Origin of the sequence: Xanthomonas nasturtii (genome assembly GCF_001660815.1) — a bacterium.
GTDB classification, from domain to species: Bacteria; Pseudomonadota; Gammaproteobacteria; order Xanthomonadales; family Xanthomonadaceae; genus Xanthomonas; species Xanthomonas nasturtii.
Genome location: NZ_LYMI01000056.1, coordinates 35,425 through 51,271, shown reverse-complemented (window position 1 = coordinate 51,271; position 15,847 = coordinate 35,425). Strand labels below are relative to the sequence as shown.

The following is a 15,847-nucleotide window of genomic DNA, read 5'->3' as shown; positions in this document are numbered from 1 at the left end:
GGCCTTCATCATGGCCATCGCTCGAAAACACCCGCCTCACCGGCCCTGCAACAACGCCGTGCGAATGCGCTGCAACTGCGCCTTCACGGCCGCGGCCTGGCTTGGCCCCAATCGCAGCAGCGCTTTTTGCCCGACCGATGCAGACTCCAGCGCCGGATCTACGAAAAGATAACGGCCACGCGCATCGCGCACCACGGCGATGGGCTGGCCCGGCTCGGGCGTCCGCAACAGATGGTCGACCACATCGATCACGCGGTCGTTGAAGTAACGGTCCGGCGCGCCCAGGTTGGCATACGCCTGCTGAAACAACGGGTAGAAGCGTACATAGCTGCGCACCATGGCCTGCGCGTCCACGCCGGTAAATGCGGCGACATACGGCGCGTAGCGTGCTGCATTGGCCTGGTCGATCACGCTGCGATCAGCTGCGCTGGAGACCTGTAATTCGCCTGGTAGCGGCTGCAGTACCGACGCGCGACGGCTGATGCTGGGCTGGGTGAGGTTATCGATCATCACCACCACGCGTTCGATCAGATGCGTCCGCAGCACGATCGACAGCGCGTCGTCGTGGCGTACCAGCGCCAGCAGCGCCTGCCACGCGGCATCGTCGCTCTGTGCCAATGCAGGAATCGCAGCGTCCGCGGCATCGGCCGATAACGTCTGCACCGGGTGGCGCGGTTCGGCGGGCGGCGGCGGCGATGGAGCGACAGCGGCAGCCACCGCGCTTGCGGTCCGGCTGATCGGCGCAGGCATTACGCCAGGTGGATCGGATGGCCCGCGGAAGAGCCACCAGGCAGCGCCGGCAATCAGCGGCACTGCCAACAGCCACGGCCAGCGCGACGACTTCGTTTGCATCATGGAACTCCTGACATCGACAACATCCACGGTGTGACCATGAGATGGTGCGGTGGTTCCATCGATGCGACACCGCAGCGTATTCATTGACCGCGCATGACGACCCAATACGGCGTTAGGCAAGTAATACGCGCCAATTCGGCACAAGCCGGCTGACCAGCGCGGGGACATCCGGCCCTCACGCGCCCGTATCGCCGCCTGCTCACCTCATCCGTAACGAACCACTGCCGCTTCAAACGAAGCGGCACTGCAGGCTCGCTCAATTGTCGAAGCCCAACCGCGCATTCACCCACGCCGCCACGATTGCGGCTGCGGCTTGATCGGCCTGTGTTGCAGGCAAGTGCTTTTCGCGTACCAGCCACGCGGCCGTGTCCGCACGCACCTTGGGCAACAGCGTGCGCACCGCCTTGCGGTCTGCGGCTGGCCACTGGCTGTCATCGCCACTCCAGGCCGCAACTGCCTTGTCCGGGTCATTGCCGTAGCGCTTGCGCAGGGCCGGCTGCAGATACAGCAGCGGCGACACCGATGCGCGCAGCGCAATGATTTTCCACTCGGCGTAGCTGGCATAGCGCATGGTGCCGGCGTCCTTGCTCAAGGCCTCGATCAAGGAATCGAACCCCTTGTCCAGCTGCTTCCAGCTGGACAGCGCGAATAGCCCGCCCGGCGGTTCGCAGATCGGCGCAAACCCGTCGCGGGTCGAGCCGTACAAAGGGCCGAATGCGTCATAGGCCGGCTCGCCCACCGCCGCGAAGATGAAGCAGTGCACGTAAGGCCGGTGATCGCTGTTGTCGCGCTCGATCCACATGCGTAGCAGGGTCAATACACGCTCCTGCTGTGGCGTGGCTGGCGAGCCGGCAGCGTCATCGAGCAACGATGCCGCAAAATCGTCGGCCTTGCGCAATGCCTTGCGCGCACTGTCGAAGCGCGCAGTTGCCACTGCGGCCTCCACACCGGCAGCAGGGACGAACTGATGCAGATACGCCAGCCATGCCGATGCCAGCGGCGTGTCGTAGCCCTGCAGCTGCCGCGCGGCCTCGGCAGGACTTGCAGGGATGCGGGCGACGATGCGGTCCTGCGTCTGTTGCTGCGCCGTGAGCGCCTTGGCCAGGACCTCGGCCCTGGTGGTGAGGCTGCGCTGCAGGCACTCGTCCGGCTTGGCATCCTGCGCGCAGGCATTGCGCTGGCGCAGCCAGGCGCGCTGTTGCTCGCGCAGGCTGGCCACTGTCGCGCGTGGCGCGGTATGCATCAACGCCTGGTAGCTCTCGTCCAGCTGCTCGTCCAGCAGACCAAGCGCCGGCACCGCGCACACCCGTTTTTCAACGGGCGTCGTCGCCTGCTTGCAGTCGAACGAGGCCGCCCACGCACCGCCGGTGCTCAGCACCAGCGCACCGCCAAGCATCAGCCCAACTGCATGCACCCGATGACTCATTGCACTGCCTGCTTGCGTGCCGGCAGCAGCGACAACAACAGCAAGGTCACCGCCAGCGCCACATAGGCGCCGACGAACTGCCAGCTGATCACCCGCGCCAGGCCTTGCAGCGACCACGGCAGATAGATGCCGCCACGCGGGTCCACCGAATGGATCAAACCGAACAGGGTCAGCCCCGCCGCCACCAGCAAGAACACTGCGCCGCGTCGCAGCCGGCCATCGATCATCGCCGTCACCGTGGCGATCCACAGCATCGCGGTGATGATGAACCCATTGCCCAGTGCGAAGATCACTGCCAGCTCCGGCAGCCCATGGCCATCCAGCTTGGTGGTCAGCGCCACCAGTTGCTCTGGCGCGATCCAGCCCGGCGCCTTGATGGTCAGCAGGTACGCAACCGACGGCAAAAAGCCCAGCACCATCGCGCCGGCGTGCTGTTTGGGCGTGGCCTGAAATGCCTGCGTGGTGATGTCGATCGAGACATACACAATGATCGGCGCCAGCACTGCCAGCGGTAGCCATTGCACCAGCCCGCTGATCACCCCGAGCATGCCACCAATACCGATGAACACCCCCGTCAGCAGCGTGTAGCCGGAGCGCGCGCCCATGTGCTTGTACGCAGGCTGGCCGATGTAGGGCGTGGTCTGCGCCACACCGCCGCAGACGCCGGCCACCAGCGTGGCCAGGGCCTCCACCAGCAGGATGTCGCGGGTGCGGTAATCGTCGCCGGCTGCGCGCGCGCTTTCGCTGACGTTGATGCCGCCCACCACCATCAACAAGCCGAACGGCAACAGCAACGGCAGGTAGGCCACCGTCGCCGGCAAGCCTTCAATAAAGCCCAGGTTCGGCAGCGGCAGCACGATTTGCGGCGGATTCCACGCTGGCACGGCAAAACCGGGCGCACCCAATCCGGCCAGGCCGAGCCCGTAATACAGCGCGGTACCGATCACGAACGCCACCAGCACACCGGGCAACTTGGTCGGCAGGCGGCCCTTGGCCAGCAGCACGTACAGCAACAGGCCCAGGGTGACGAAGCCGGCCACCGGCGAGCGCAGGGTTTCCAGCAGCGGCAACAGGCCCATCAGCACCAGCGCGATGCCGGCGATCGAACCGAGCAAGGCCGCACGCGGCAGCGCGCGCGTCACTGCTTCGCCCACGAACGACAGCACCAGCTTGAGCAGGCCCATCACCACCAACGCAGCCATGCCCAGTTTCCAGGTGGCGATCGCTGCCGTCTGCGGGTCCAGCCCCTGCGCCTTGAAACCGGCAAACGCCGGGCCGAGCACCAGCAGCGCCATGCCGATGCTGGTGGGCGCATCCAGACCCAGCGGCATGGCGGTGACGTCGTCGCGCCCGGTCCGTGCGGCCAGCCGCCGCGCCATCAAGGTATAGAGCAGATTGCCCACCAGCACGCCGAACGCGGTGCCCGGGAACATGCGCCCGAACACCACTTCGGACGGGAACTGGAAGATGCCGACCAAGGCCATCGCGATGAAGCCGAGGATGGAAAGATTGTCGACCACCAGGCCGAAGAAGCCATTGAGATCGCCAGCGACGAACCAGCGCGGCGAGGCCGCAGGACGCGAAGAAGGAGCCGACATGAGAACCAGGAGGCGTGGGGGTCGGCCGATGGTAGCCGCTGCACCGCGGGCGCGACAGCGGCGCGGTGGATCAGAGCGTGTCGTTGCGCGATGGCATCGGGCTGCCCGCTGGCAGACGGCTCGGTCACGCTGCCACGCGCTACTTCATCGCCGCATCGACATCGATCCAGCCCACGCTCTCGCTGCGCCCGGCGCTGCGATACCGCACCTGCAGCCGCGCCCCATCCGCGCTGACGTCCAGTGCATCGGCCCGATCGCCGCGCACCAGATAGCGCTTGGTGGCAGTCGCCGTAGGCGTGGCGTACAACGGCAGGCGGGCCACCCGCACGTGCAACTGCACCGGCATCGGTGCCTCCAGCGTCGTGCCGATCTCGCTGGCCACCTTGACGCCGCGCGGGTCGTAGGTTGGCCACACCGACACCGGCATGCCATCGTCGCTCCCCGTGTCCAGCAGCGACTGGATCTGCGGCGACTCGATCCGCTGCTGCGTCCGGGCCACATACAACCGCCCATCGGACGTGTAGCGATACACATCTGCGTACCACATCGGCCCGCTGCGGCAGGAACTGATCAAGCTGCGCTGCCGTGTGTCCGTGACCAGGTTGAAAAACCCCTCGCACTGCACCGCCGGGCGCGTGGGCGCGGTCAGCGCACGAAAACGGCGTTGCGCCGGGTCGAATACAAACACCAGCACCGCCTCGTTGACCTGGCCGAGCATCGCCGACACCGCAAGATCCGGGTGCCCGTCGAAATTGTAGTCATCGCTGCGCAGCTGCGCGCCGCCTTCGCCATCGTCCACAGTTGCGTCCAACCACTGCTCGGCACCGCCTGGGGCCAGCACCACATGCAGGCGCTGGCCGACCAGGGTTGCGGTCGCCTGCGTCTTCGCATCCAGCGTCAATCGCACACGCGTGTCGTCTGCAGCGGCGGCGAACGACAGCCCGACCAACACGGCAAACAGCAGCGCGCGTGTGCTGCGCAGGGGTAAAGAGTGGAAAGAGGTCAAGCGCATGCGGATTCGACCCGAAACGGTGGGCAAGTGGTCGCGAACGCGGGTTGTCTGCACACGCAATGCGCGCAAAAGGCGGGTTACGCGCAGCATCCGCAGATCGCAGCGGACGACAGCATCGGATTCGGTGAAAGCACCGGCCTGGCAGTGGTCAAGCCCACACCACTGCTCAGAACGACACCTCGACCGCCTGCCGCGACCACAACACCGACTGGTGTCCGGTCGCCTGCTTCCAGGCCAGCCGGATCGCCTCGATATCGTTACGCCGCTGCGGGGTGTCTTCGTGCAGGATCACCAGCACCTTGGTACCCAACCGGTTCGGCTCCTTGGCACCACGGAACAACCACTGGCCGTAGGCATCGAACACGGTCAGCCCATCCGGAAAGCGCGGGGTCACTTCCTTGTCCAGAAACGCACGCCACTGGGTTTCGTCGATGGTGCGGGTCTGCGGGCGATCGGCCGGGCCGGTTTCTTCGCCCACGCCGAAATACAGCTCGCTGCGCACCCACCCACGCGCCGCCGCTGGCCGCGCCGCATCGCCCTGCAGGCTGGCTGTGGTCGAGGTCGGCGTGCCGCCGGGCGTGGTGGCGCAGGCAGACAACGCCAGCATGGCGGCAAGCAGGCAGGACGGCAGCAACTTCATCGACTTCTCCACAACGGGTCTGGGATAGGACAGGGCAGGAACCGGGCTGACCCAGGCTCATGCACGGCAGATATCAGCTCATGCCGGCGTGCGCGCACTGCGCCATCTCGCGCCGGCCTGAACAACGCGATAATATCTCTCTATCCGGATGAATGTGGACAATCCGACCCCTTTGCGCCCCTGCCCGGCCGGATGCCAACCGCGCGGCGCGTGTCGTTCGCAGTTGCAGGAGACCAGCATGACCCGCCCCACCCTTTCGGTTATCGGCCTGGCCATCGCCGCCGCGCTTAGCGCCAACGCGCAGGCCCAGCAGGCCGACCCCGGCGCCACCACCCTGGACACCGTGATCGTTACCGGCACCCGCGCCAGCGACCGCACCGTGCTGGAATCGACCGTGCCGGTGGACGTGCTTACCGCCGAAGACATCCGCAAGGCGGGCGTGGTCAATGGCGAACTGGGCAGCGCGCTGCAGGCGCTGCTGCCCTCGTTCAATTTCCCGCGCCAGTCCAACTCCGGCGGCGCCGACCACATCCGCGCCGCGCAATTGCGCGGACTCTCGCCCGATCAGGTCCTGGTGCTGGTCAACGGCAAGCGCCGTCACACCTCGGCGCTGGTCAATACCGACAGCAAGATCGGCAAGGGCACCACGCCGGTGGATTTCAATTCCATCCCGATCAACGCGATCAAGCGCATTGAGGTGCTGCGCGACGGCGCCGGCGCGCAATACGGCTCCGACGCCATTGCCGGCGTGATCAACGTGATCCTGGACGACAACCCCGAGCGCGGCGAACTGGAAGCCAGCTTCGGTGCGTACAACACCGATGTGGAGCCGATCAACCGCCGCGTCACCGACGGCCAGACCAGCTATGCCAGCGCCAAGGTCGGCTCGCTGCTGGGCGATGACGGCGGCTTTTTCAAGGTGGGCCTGGAGCTGAAGAACCGTGAAGCCACCAACCGCGCCGGCTTCGACCAGATTCCCGCATTCGAAGAACAGACCCCGGCCAATCTGGCCCTGGCCGGCCGGCGCAACTACGTACTCGGCGATGGCGCCACCAAGGGCCTGAACGCCTGGCTCAACACCAAGATTCCCTTCAGCGCCAACGGCGAGTTCTACGCCTTCGGCACCTACAACCAGCGCGACACCGAAGGCGCCAATTACTTCCGTTACCCCGATAGCAGCGCCAACTGGCGCGAGATCTACCCCAACGGCTACCGCCCGATTTCCGAAGGCGAAAACCGCGACCTGCAGATCGTTGCCGGCGCCCGTGGGCAGTGGGGCAACTGGGACTACGACGCCAGCGTCAACTACGGCCGCAACGACTTCACCTACCGGCTGCGCAACTCGCTCAATGCATCGCTCGGTCCGGGCAGCACCACTGCGTTCAAGACCGGCGATTTCGCTTTCGCACAGACCGTGGGCAACGTCGATCTGACCCGCGTCTTCGATGTCGCCGGCGCCACCCACACCTTCGGCACCGGCGCCGAGTTCCGCCGCGAGCAATACCGCACCCATGCCGGCGACCCGGCCAGCTACGCCGCCGGCCCGTTCACCGACCGCCCCACCGGCTCGCAGGCCGGCGGCGGGCTCACTCCCCAGGACGAAGCCGACCTGTCGCGCAACGTGGCCAGCGCCTACGCCAGCGTGTCCAGCCAGTTTGGCGACAAGTTCTCCACCGACCTGGCTGGCCGCTACGAGCATTACCAGGACTTCGGCAGCCAATGGACCGGCAAGCTGGCGGCGCGGTATGCGTTCGCCCCGGCGTTCGCGCTGCGCGGGGCGGTCTCCAATAACGTACGCGCGCCCTCGCTCAGCCAGATCGGCTACGAAGCCACCTCCACCGGCTACGACGCCGCCGGCCGCCTCACCCAGGGTCGCCTGCTGTCGGTCAACAACCCCATTGCCCGCGGGCTCGGCGCCACCGACCTGAAGCCGGAAAAATCGCTCAATTACAGCCTGGGCTTCACCAGCAGGCTGGGCGATCACTTCGACCTGTCATTGGACTTCTTCCAGATCGATATCGACGACCGCATCGCCTTGTCCGAGGACATCACAGGCGATGCGCTGACCAGCTTCGTGCAGCAGAACTTCGGCGTCACCGGCGTGCAGAGCGCCAGCTATTTCCTCAACGCCGCCGACACCCGTACCCGCGGCGCCGAGCTGGTCGCCAACTGGCGCCAGTACGCCTTCGGTGGCGACCTGCTGCTCACCGGCACCTACAGCTACGCCAAGACCGAACTGGAAAACATCATCGCCACCCCGGCGCAGCTGCTCGCCTTGAACCCGGAGTACGTGCTGTTCGGCGTGGAAGAAAGCAACACGCTCACCGACGCCGCACCGCGCACGCGCGCCGCGCTTGCCGCCAACTGGAGCAACGAGCACTGGAACCTGCAGACGCGCGTCAACCGCTACGGCAGCGCGACGCGCGTGTTCGATTTCGGCGGCGGCTTCGTGCCGCGCCAGACCTATGGCGCCGAATGGCAGCTGGACCTGGAAGCCGAATATCACTTGGGCACGCAGTGGACGCTGGCCATCGGCGGGCAGAACATCCTGGACAACTATTCGGACCGCTCCATCGACGATATCGCCTACTTCGGCAACCTGCCCTACGACGTGCTGTCGCCGATCGGCAGTAATGGCGCGTATTGGTATGGGCGGGTGCGGTATTCGTTCTGAGCAACAGCGAAGCGTTCCAAAGCCCCTCTCCTGCGGGGAGAGAAGGCACGGCTTGCGCGCCACTGGCGCGCGTGCCTTGGAGCGCCCGCGCCGCCAGCGCGGACCGGGGCGCGGAGCGGGGGTTGGGGTGAGGGTACGGAGCGAAGCCCTCGTGGCGTTCCAACTGCACGAGGCTTCGCTCGTACCCTCATCCGCCCCTATGGGGCACCTTCTCCCGACGGGAGAAGGACAGGCAGTCGTACGTGCCTGACCAGTACTCCCCGGCACTGCATAACCTGAATATCACACTGCCTTGCGCACACTAGCGCGATGGCAGACGTGCACTCCCCCCTTCCGTCGCCGCCATTGCTGGACGATGCCTGCGCATTGTTTCTGGACGTGGACGGTACCCTCATCGACTTTGCCGACAGCCCCGAGGCTGTGCGGCTCCTGCCCGAGGTCCGCGCGACCATCGAGCAACTGAGCGATCGCCTCAACGGCGCGGTGGCGCTGGTCAGCGGCAGGCCGCTGTCGCAACTGGACGCCTTGTTCGCGCCGCTGCGGCTGCCCGCCGCCGGCCTGCACGGACACGAATTGCGCAGCGACATCGCCGCACGCGCCGCCATGCCGCAGGACACCTCCGAATTTCTGCACGGCCTGCACCAACGCGCCGCCGCACTCACGCATCGACACCCGGGCGTGCTGGTCGAAGACAAGGGCGTCAGCGTCGCGCTGCACTGGCGCGCGCAGCCGCAGGCCGGCCCCGAGGTCCTCGCGTTCGCGCAGCAGGAGATCGCCCAGCTGTCCGGCTACCGGCTGCAGCCTGGCGACCACGTGGTCGAATTCGTGCCCGAAGGCAGCAACAAGGGCCTGGCGGTCGAGCAGCTGATGCAGCACGGCGCCTTCGCCGGCCGCACGCCGGTGTTCGTGGGCGACGATCTCACCGACGAATTCGGCTTCGACGCGGCCAACCGGCTTGGCGGCTGGAGCGTACTGGTGGGCGATCGCCCGCAGACCAGCGCGCGCTTCCGCGTCGATGGCACCGCCGACGTACACGCGTGGTTGCAGCGCAACGCACGCCACCGCTGACCACAGCGCACCTTCTCTCTTCAACAGGATCCTTTGCACTCCATGACCGAGCCAAACCTGGATCTGGGCGTCATCGGCAATTGCAGCTTCGGTGCATTGGTCGATCGGCAGGCACGTGTGGTGTGGAGTTGCCTGCCGGCCTTCGACGGCGACCCGGCCTTTTGCACACTGCTTTCTCCCAAAACCGAAGGCGGCGATTTTGCCGTGGAACTGGAAGACTTCGTCAGCAGCGAGCAGCACTACCTGCCCAATACCGCGGTGCTGCGTACCGTCTTGCGCGATAGCCACGGCGGCGAAGTGGAAGTCATCGACTTCGCACCGCGCTGGCGTAACAACGGGCGTTTCTATCGGCCGGTGAGCATCATCCGGCAGATTCGCCCGCTGGCCGGCAACCCGCGCATCATTGTGCGCGCACGCCCGCTGGCCGACTGGGGCGGCCGCACGCCGGACACCACCTGGGGCAGCAACCACATCCGCTGGATGTTGCCGGAATTCGCCCTGCGCCTGACCACCGATGTGCCGGTACGGTTCGTGCGCGATGGTTTGCCGTTCGTGCTCAGCCACCCCGTCAGCCTGGTGCTGGGCGTGGATGAATCGCTGACCCGTTCGCTCACCGGCTATGTGCAGGAGGCGCAGGAACGCACTGAAGAATACTGGCGCGAATGGGTGCGCTATCTGTCCATTCCGCTGGACTGGCAGGAAGCGGTGATCCGCAGCGCAATCACGCTGAAGTTGTGCCAGTACGAAGACAGCGGCGCGATCATCGCCGCCATGACCACTTCGATTCCGGAGGCGCCGAATACGCCGCGCAACTGGGATTACCGGTATTGCTGGCTACGCGATGCCGCCTTCGTGGTGCGTGCGCTCAATCGCCTGGGCGCCACCCGCACGATGGAGCAGTTCATCGGCTATATCTTCAACATCGCCACCGCCGACGGCACCATGCAGCCGCTGTACGGCATCGGCTTCGAGTCGCAGCTGGAAGAACACGAAGTCGACACCATGGACGGCTACCGCGGCATGGGCCCGGTGCGGCGCGGCAATCTGGCCTGGATCCAGCAGCAGCACGATGTCTATGGCAGCGTGGTGCTGGCTTCGACACAGTTATTCTTCGACCTGCGTTTGAAGGACCAGGGCGATGCCGACACCTTCCGCCGGCTCGAGCCGCTGGGCGAGCGCGCTTACGCATTGCACAACGTGCCCGATGCTGGCCTGTGGGAGTTCCGCGGACGCGCCGAAGTGCACACCTATACCGCCGCGATGTGCTGGGCCGCCTGCGACCGCCTGTCCAAGATCGCCGATCGGCTGGTGCTGCCCGAGCGCGTGACGTACTGGCGCGAACGTGCCCACAGCATCCGCGAGCGGGTGCTGACCGAAGCCTGGAGCGATGAACACGGCCATTTCACCGACACGCTCGGTGGCCATCGGCTGGATGCATCGTTGCTGCTGCTGGCCGACATCGGCATCGTGGCCAACGACGACAGCCGCTTCGTGCGCACGGTCGAAGCGGTCGGCCGCGTGCTCAAGCATGGCGACGCACTGTACCGCTACATCGCACCGGATGACTTCGGTGAGCCGGAAACCAGCTTCACCATCTGCACGTTCTGGTACATCGATGCGCTGGCCGCGATCGGGCGCAAGGACGAGGCACGTGAATTGTTCGAGCGCATCCTTGCGCGCCGCAATCACCTGGGCTTGCTCTCGGAAGATTTATCGTTTGAAGACGGCGAAGCCTGGGGCAATTTTCCCCAGACCTATTCGCACGTTGGTTTGATCATCGCAGCGATGCGCTTGTCGCGGAGCTGGCAGGAGGCGTCATGAGTCGTTTGGTGGTGGTATCCAATCGTGTTGCAGTGCCCGGCGAAAACCGCGCAGGCGGCCTGGCCGTTGGCTTGTTGGCCGCGCTCAAGGAGCGCGGCGGCATGTGGTTCGGCTGGAGCGGCAAGACCGCGCGCGGCGACAGCGGCGGCATGCACGAGCAGACCGAGGGCGACATCACCTTCGTCACCATGGACCTCAACAAGCGCGATATCGACTCGTACTACAACGGCTTCGCCAATCGCACGTTGTGGCCGTTGCTGCACTTCCGTCTTGACCTGGTGGATTACGACCGTGCCAAGCGCGAAGGCTATCTGCGCGTCAATCGCCTGTTTGCGGAAAAACTCGCGCCGCTGCTGAAAGACAGCGATACCCTGTGGATCCACGATTACCACATGATCCCGCTGGGCGCGATGCTGCGCGAGCTGGGAGTGGGCTGCAAGATGGGCTTCTTCCTGCACGTGCCGATGCCCTCGGCGGACCTGGTGCAGGCCATGCCGGATCACGCGCGCTTGTTCAGCACCTTCTACGCCTACGATCTGGTCGGCTTCCAGACCCAGCGCGATGCCGAGCGGTTCAAGGCGTATGTGCGCCTGTTCGGTGGTGGACGCATTCTGGAAGGCGATCTGGTCGAAGGCCCGGGCGGGCGTCGCTTCACCGCGTCCTCGTTCCCGATCGGCATCGACACCGAGTTGATCGCCACCCAGGCGAAGGCGTCTGTCGGCAAGCAGGCCGTGCGCGATCTTCGCGAAAGTTTGCGCGGGCGGCAGCTGGCGATCGGTGTGGACCGCCTGGATTATTCCAAAGGCCTGCCGGAACGTTTCCAGGGTTTCGAACGCTACCTGGAGCGTTATCCGGATCAATCCGGCAGCCTCACCTATCTACAGATTGCGCCGGTATCGCGCGGCGATGTGGCCGAATATCGTCAGCTGCGCGGGCAACTGGAACAGATCGCCGGCCATATCAATGGTGGACATGCGGGTCCGGACTGGACGCCGTTGCGCTACGTCAACCAGAACTTCAGCCACGCCACCCTGACCGGCTTTTATCGCGCGGCGTCGGTGGGCTTGGTCACACCGCTGCGCGATGGCATGAATCTGGTCGCCAAGGAATTCGTGGCGGCGCAGGATCCGGAAAACCCGGGCGTCTTGGTGCTGTCGTTGCTGGCCGGTGCGGCCGACGAAATGAAAGAAGCGCTGTTGGTCAATCCACACGATCTGGATGGTGTGGCGGATGCAATCGCGACCGCGGCCAGCATGCCGCTGGCAACACGCATCGAACGCTGGCACGCGATGATGGATCACCTGCGCAAGAACAACATCAACCATTGGCGTCAGCGCTATCTGCAGGCACTCGCAGACGTTTAGGCCTCGCCAATCAGGAGGCTGAGTGCATGTCGCTCTCCCTCCGGGACAACGTGTGCAAAGCCGATGTACGCACTTCCTTTTCCCTCCGGGAAACGTGCGCAATCTCGCCGCATGCACTTGCTTCTCCCTCAGGGAGAAGGTGCCCGAAGGGCGGATGAGGGACGTTTGCCGGGATTTCCGCAGGCGCGCCCGGTTGCTGCAAATTCCACAGTGCCAGCGACAGCAATTGTTGCGTTGATCACTCTTTCAGTTGCCAACGCGCATCAGTCGGAACTGTCAGCGTACTTCGCCGCGCTGCTCAACTTCCACGCCAATTCAGTGCATCCGAGCAGCAGGTTGGAATGATGGTTCCTGTTCCATCACGGACACGCGGCGCGTAGAGTTCTAAAATATTCAGATGAGTAGCGCTGAGGACCCTGGGAGGGGCTGCGCGTTCATATCCAAGGTCGCCGGCAACCTGTCGCGCGACATCTCTCCCTCCACGACTCGTCGCCCATTGCGGCCCCGAGTCCTTCCTGACATCTCAAAATGACTGATCAATCCTCAAAACGTGGGCTAGGCACCTGGTTGCTGGTGGCCTATGCAGTGGTGATCGCCGTGCTCGGTGCGGTGCTTGCCTACGAAGGCGGCCGCCTGGTGGCTGTCGGCGGCTCCTGGTACTACCTGTTGGCAGGCATCGGCCTGTTCCTGGCGGGCGCATTGCTGGCGCTGGGCAAGCGCACCGGCCTGTGGCTGTTTGGCGCAACGCTGGCCGCCACCATCGCCTGGGCACTGTGGGAAGTGGGCCTGGATGGCTGGGGCCTGGTCCCGCGTCTGGCCTGGATGTCGGTAGTGGGTCTGGTGTTGCTGCCGTTCTGGGGCGTGGCGCGTCGACGCATGCAGCCGTTGTCCGGCGCCGGCTATGTCGTGGTGACAGGCGTACTGCCGATCCTGGGCGCCGCCCTGATCCTGTGGCCGCTGTTTGTGCCGCGCAATGTGGAGCTGGCCGACGCATCCAGGCAGCCGGCGGATACTGCCACCGCCTTCAGCCGCGGCACCGTGCCCAGCCCGGACGGCAACGTCGCGGCCAATCACGACGCCAGCAACTGGACCGCCTATGCCGGCTCCAACCTGTCCAACCATTACACCCCCGGCGCACAGATCACCCCGGACAACGTCAAGAACCTCAAGATTGCCTGGGAATTCCATACCGGCGATCTCAAGCCGGCCGGCTCCAAGCTGGGCTATGCCTTCCAGAACACCCCGCTCAAGATCGGCGAGCTGCTGTATATCTGCACGCCCACCCAGAAGGTGATCGCGGTGGAAGCGGCCAACGGCAGGGAGCGCTGGCGCTTCGACCCGCAGACCAACCCCAAGGCGATGGCCGGCGTCGCTGCCACCACCTGCCGCGGCGTGTCGTACTACCAGGCGCCGGAAGGCACTGCCGAGTGCCCGACACGGATCTTCTGGCCGATGGTCGATGGTCGCCTCGGCGCGCTGGATGCGCAGACCGGCAAGCTGTGCACCAGCTTCGGCAATAACGGCTATGTGGACCTCAATGCCGGCACCGGCAACACCAAGCCGGGCTTCGTCGGCCCGACCTCGCCGCCGGTGGTGATGCGCGGCGTGGTGATCCAGCCGACCGGCCAGGTCCGTGACGGTCAGGAAGGCGATGCGCCGTCGGGCGTGGTGCGCGGTTTCGATGCGCTCACCGGCCAGCTGCGTTGGGCCTGGGACCTGGGCAACCCGGCAATCACCGCCGAGCCGCCGGCCGGGCAGACCTATACCCGCTCCACCCCGAACGTGTGGTCGCTGATGGCCGCCGACGATGAGTTGGGCCTGGTCTACCTGCCCACCGGCAATGCCTCCGGCGACTTCTTCGGCAAGAGCCGTACCCCGCAGGACGAGGAATACACCGCCTCGTTGGTTGCCGTGGATGCGGCCACCGGCAAGGAACGCTGGCACTTCCGCACCGTCAATCACGACCTGTGGGATTACGACATCGGCCCGCAGCCCAATCTGGTGGATTGGCCGGTGGCTGGCGGCGGCACCCGTCCTGCGGTGATCCAGGCCACCAAGTCCGGCCAGGTATTCGTGCTGGACCGTGCCACCGGCGCGCCGCTGATGCCGGTCAAGCAGATGGCCGTGCCGCAGGGCACCGATCATGGCGACTGGACCGCTGCCACCCAGCCGATTTCGCCGGGCATGCCCAACACCGTGGGTGCGCCGAGCCGTGAGGTCGAAACCATCATCGAATCCGATGCCTGGGGCATGACCCCGTTCGACCAGCTGGCCTGCCGTATCCAGTTCAAGCAGTTGCGCTACGAAGGCATGTTCACCCCGCCGACGTTGCAAGGCTCGCTGGCATTCACCGGCAACCACGGCGGCATCAACTGGGGCGGTGTCTCGGTCGATCTGCAGCGCGGCATCATGGTGATGAACAGCAATCGCCTGCCCTACACCCTGGAGGTCTATACCCGCGAAAAAATGAATGAGCTGGGCGTGGTGTCGGTGTTCGACGGCAAGAGCAAGACGCCGGGCTACATGGCGCAGAAGGGCCTGGCCTACGGCGCCCGCAAGGAACCGTGGATGTCGCCGCTCAACACCCCGTGCGTGGCACCGCCGTGGGGCTACATCGCCGGCGTGGACCTGCGCACCCAGCAGGTGCTGTGGCGCCGTCCACTGGGCACAGGTTACGACCAGGGCCCGATGGGCATCCCGTCCAAGACCAAGTTCGAGATCGGCACGCCCAACAACAGCGGCTCGCTGACCACCGCTGGCGGCGTGACCTTCATCGGCGCGACCCTGGACGATTTCATGCGCGGCTTCGACACCCGCACCGGCAAGCAGGTCTGGGAAACCCGCGTACCGGCTGGCCCGCAAGCGGCACCGCTGAGCTACACCATCGATGGCAAGCAATACATCGTGGCCGCCGTGGGTGGACACGACCGCATGGAAACCAAGTCCGGCGACAGCGTGATCGCCTGGGCATTGCCGGACGATGCGCAGGCCAAGCCGGCGAAGTAATCGCCAGCCCGCGCGTGCAATGACACAACAGACCGGCCGTCGCAAGATGGCCGGTCTGTTGTGGGCGCGGACTGCCGATCGGGCGGATTGCCGTTACGTGGTGGCGCGGGACATGAGGCATGCAGCCGGCATCCGGGCTCCGGCCGCACGCCTGACTTGCGCGGTGTCGCGCCCGTCGATGCACAGGTGTGTCGAACTACGGTTTGACTGACGGGGCCATCTACATCGCACGAGCCTTGCCGGCTTGCGTCGTTCCGAAGTTCTTCGGCTCGATGTTTTTCAATTGCGCCTGCTGCGGTTCCCGAGACTCGGTGCACTGCCGTAGCGATGGGTTGTGCCCGCTTCGTTTTCAGTGCGAACCCGACGACCGGCGGCGGTGTAAC

At 65.6% G+C, this 15,847-nt stretch carries 10 protein-coding genes; 5 read left to right on the top strand and 5 right to left on the bottom strand.

The window, feature by feature from the left end:
• Window positions 1-36 precede the first annotated feature (36 nt).
• The 5 genes from A7D16_RS17625 to A7D16_RS17605 form a co-directional block, all read right to left on the bottom strand.
• Window positions 37-852: a DUF3014 domain-containing protein gene (locus tag A7D16_RS17625; RefSeq protein WP_064634655.1), complete on the bottom strand. Its 816-nt coding sequence runs from the start codon at window positions 850-852 to the stop codon at window positions 37-39.
• A 259-nt stretch (window positions 853-1,111) separates the two neighbouring features.
• On the bottom strand, window positions 1,112-2,281 hold the full coding sequence (locus tag A7D16_RS17620; RefSeq protein WP_064634566.1) for a lysozyme inhibitor LprI family protein: 1,170 nt from the start codon (window positions 2,279-2,281) through the stop codon (window positions 1,112-1,114).
• A complete protein-coding gene (locus A7D16_RS17615) occupies window positions 2,278-3,879 on the bottom strand; it encodes a SulP family inorganic anion transporter (RefSeq protein ID WP_064634565.1) in 1,602 nt (533 codons plus the stop codon). The genes A7D16_RS17620 and A7D16_RS17615 overlap by 4 nt, the downstream gene beginning before the upstream one ends.
• A 139-nt stretch (window positions 3,880-4,018) precedes the next feature.
• Window positions 4,019-4,891 carry an XAC2610-related protein gene (locus A7D16_RS17610; protein WP_064634564.1) on the bottom strand — a complete coding sequence of 291 codons (873 nt, stop codon included), beginning with the start codon at window positions 4,889-4,891 and terminating at the stop codon, window positions 4,019-4,021.
• Between the two features lie 166 nt (window positions 4,892-5,057).
• Entirely contained in the window at window positions 5,058-5,531 is a 474-nt protein-coding gene (locus tag A7D16_RS17605; RefSeq protein WP_064634563.1) for a DUF3574 domain-containing protein, read from the bottom strand.
• A 238-nt stretch (window positions 5,532-5,769) separates the two neighbouring features.
• Between A7D16_RS17605 and A7D16_RS17600 the strand changes: the two genes are divergently transcribed.
• The 5 genes from A7D16_RS17600 to A7D16_RS17580 all read left to right on the top strand — a co-directional run bounded on the left by A7D16_RS17600 (window position 5,770) and on the right by A7D16_RS17580 (window position 15,464).
• Window positions 5,770-8,205, top strand: coding sequence for a TonB-dependent receptor plug domain-containing protein (locus A7D16_RS17600; protein WP_064634654.1), 2,436 nt, complete (start codon window positions 5,770-5,772; stop codon window positions 8,203-8,205).
• Between the two features lie 309 nt (window positions 8,206-8,514).
• Complete coding sequence (gene otsB, locus A7D16_RS17595; protein WP_064634562.1) at window positions 8,515-9,273, top strand: trehalose-phosphatase; 759 nt, start codon at window positions 8,515-8,517, stop codon at window positions 9,271-9,273.
• 42 nt (window positions 9,274-9,315) lie between these two features.
• Window positions 9,316-11,094: a glycoside hydrolase family 15 protein gene (locus A7D16_RS17590; RefSeq protein WP_064634561.1), complete on the top strand. Its 1,779-nt coding sequence runs from the start codon at window positions 9,316-9,318 to the stop codon at window positions 11,092-11,094.
• Window positions 11,091-12,458: an alpha,alpha-trehalose-phosphate synthase (UDP-forming) gene (otsA, locus tag A7D16_RS17585; protein ID WP_064634560.1), complete on the top strand. Its 1,368-nt coding sequence runs from the start codon at window positions 11,091-11,093 to the stop codon at window positions 12,456-12,458. Before A7D16_RS17590 ends, otsA begins: the two co-directional genes overlap by 4 nt.
• 567 nt (window positions 12,459-13,025) lie before the next feature.
• The gene (locus A7D16_RS17580; RefSeq protein ID WP_193395483.1) at window positions 13,026-15,464 is read left to right on the top strand and encodes a membrane-bound PQQ-dependent dehydrogenase, glucose/quinate/shikimate family; all 2,439 of its coding nucleotides are present in this window, start codon (window positions 13,026-13,028) and stop codon (window positions 15,462-15,464) included.
• The last annotated feature ends 383 nt before the right edge of the window (window positions 15,465-15,847 follow it).

Excerpts from the sequence above, each read along its gene's own strand:
- A7D16_RS17605 (WP_064634563.1), bottom strand. The coding sequence starts at position 5,531 with ATGAAGTTGCTGCCGTCCTGCCTGCTTGCCGCCATGCTGGCGTTGTCT.
- A7D16_RS17625 (WP_064634655.1), bottom strand. The coding sequence starts at position 852 with ATGCAAACGAAGTCGTCGCGCTGGCCGTGGCTGTTGGCAGTGCCGCTG.
- otsB (WP_064634562.1), top strand. The coding sequence starts at position 8,515 with ATGGCAGACGTGCACTCCCCCCTTCCGTCGCCGCCATTGCTGGACGAT.
- A7D16_RS17615 (WP_064634565.1), bottom strand. The coding sequence starts at position 3,879 with ATGTCGGCTCCTTCTTCGCGTCCTGCGGCCTCGCCGCGCTGGTTCGTC.
- A7D16_RS17590 (WP_064634561.1), top strand. The coding sequence starts at position 9,316 with ATGACCGAGCCAAACCTGGATCTGGGCGTCATCGGCAATTGCAGCTTC.
- otsA (WP_064634560.1), top strand. The coding sequence starts at position 11,091 with ATGAGTCGTTTGGTGGTGGTATCCAATCGTGTTGCAGTGCCCGGCGAA.
- A7D16_RS17620 (WP_064634566.1), bottom strand. The coding sequence starts at position 2,281 with ATGAGTCATCGGGTGCATGCAGTTGGGCTGATGCTTGGCGGTGCGCTG.
- A7D16_RS17600 (WP_064634654.1), top strand. The coding sequence starts at position 5,770 with ATGACCCGCCCCACCCTTTCGGTTATCGGCCTGGCCATCGCCGCCGCG.
- A7D16_RS17610 (WP_064634564.1), bottom strand. The coding sequence starts at position 4,891 with ATGCGCTTGACCTCTTTCCACTCTTTACCCCTGCGCAGCACACGCGCG.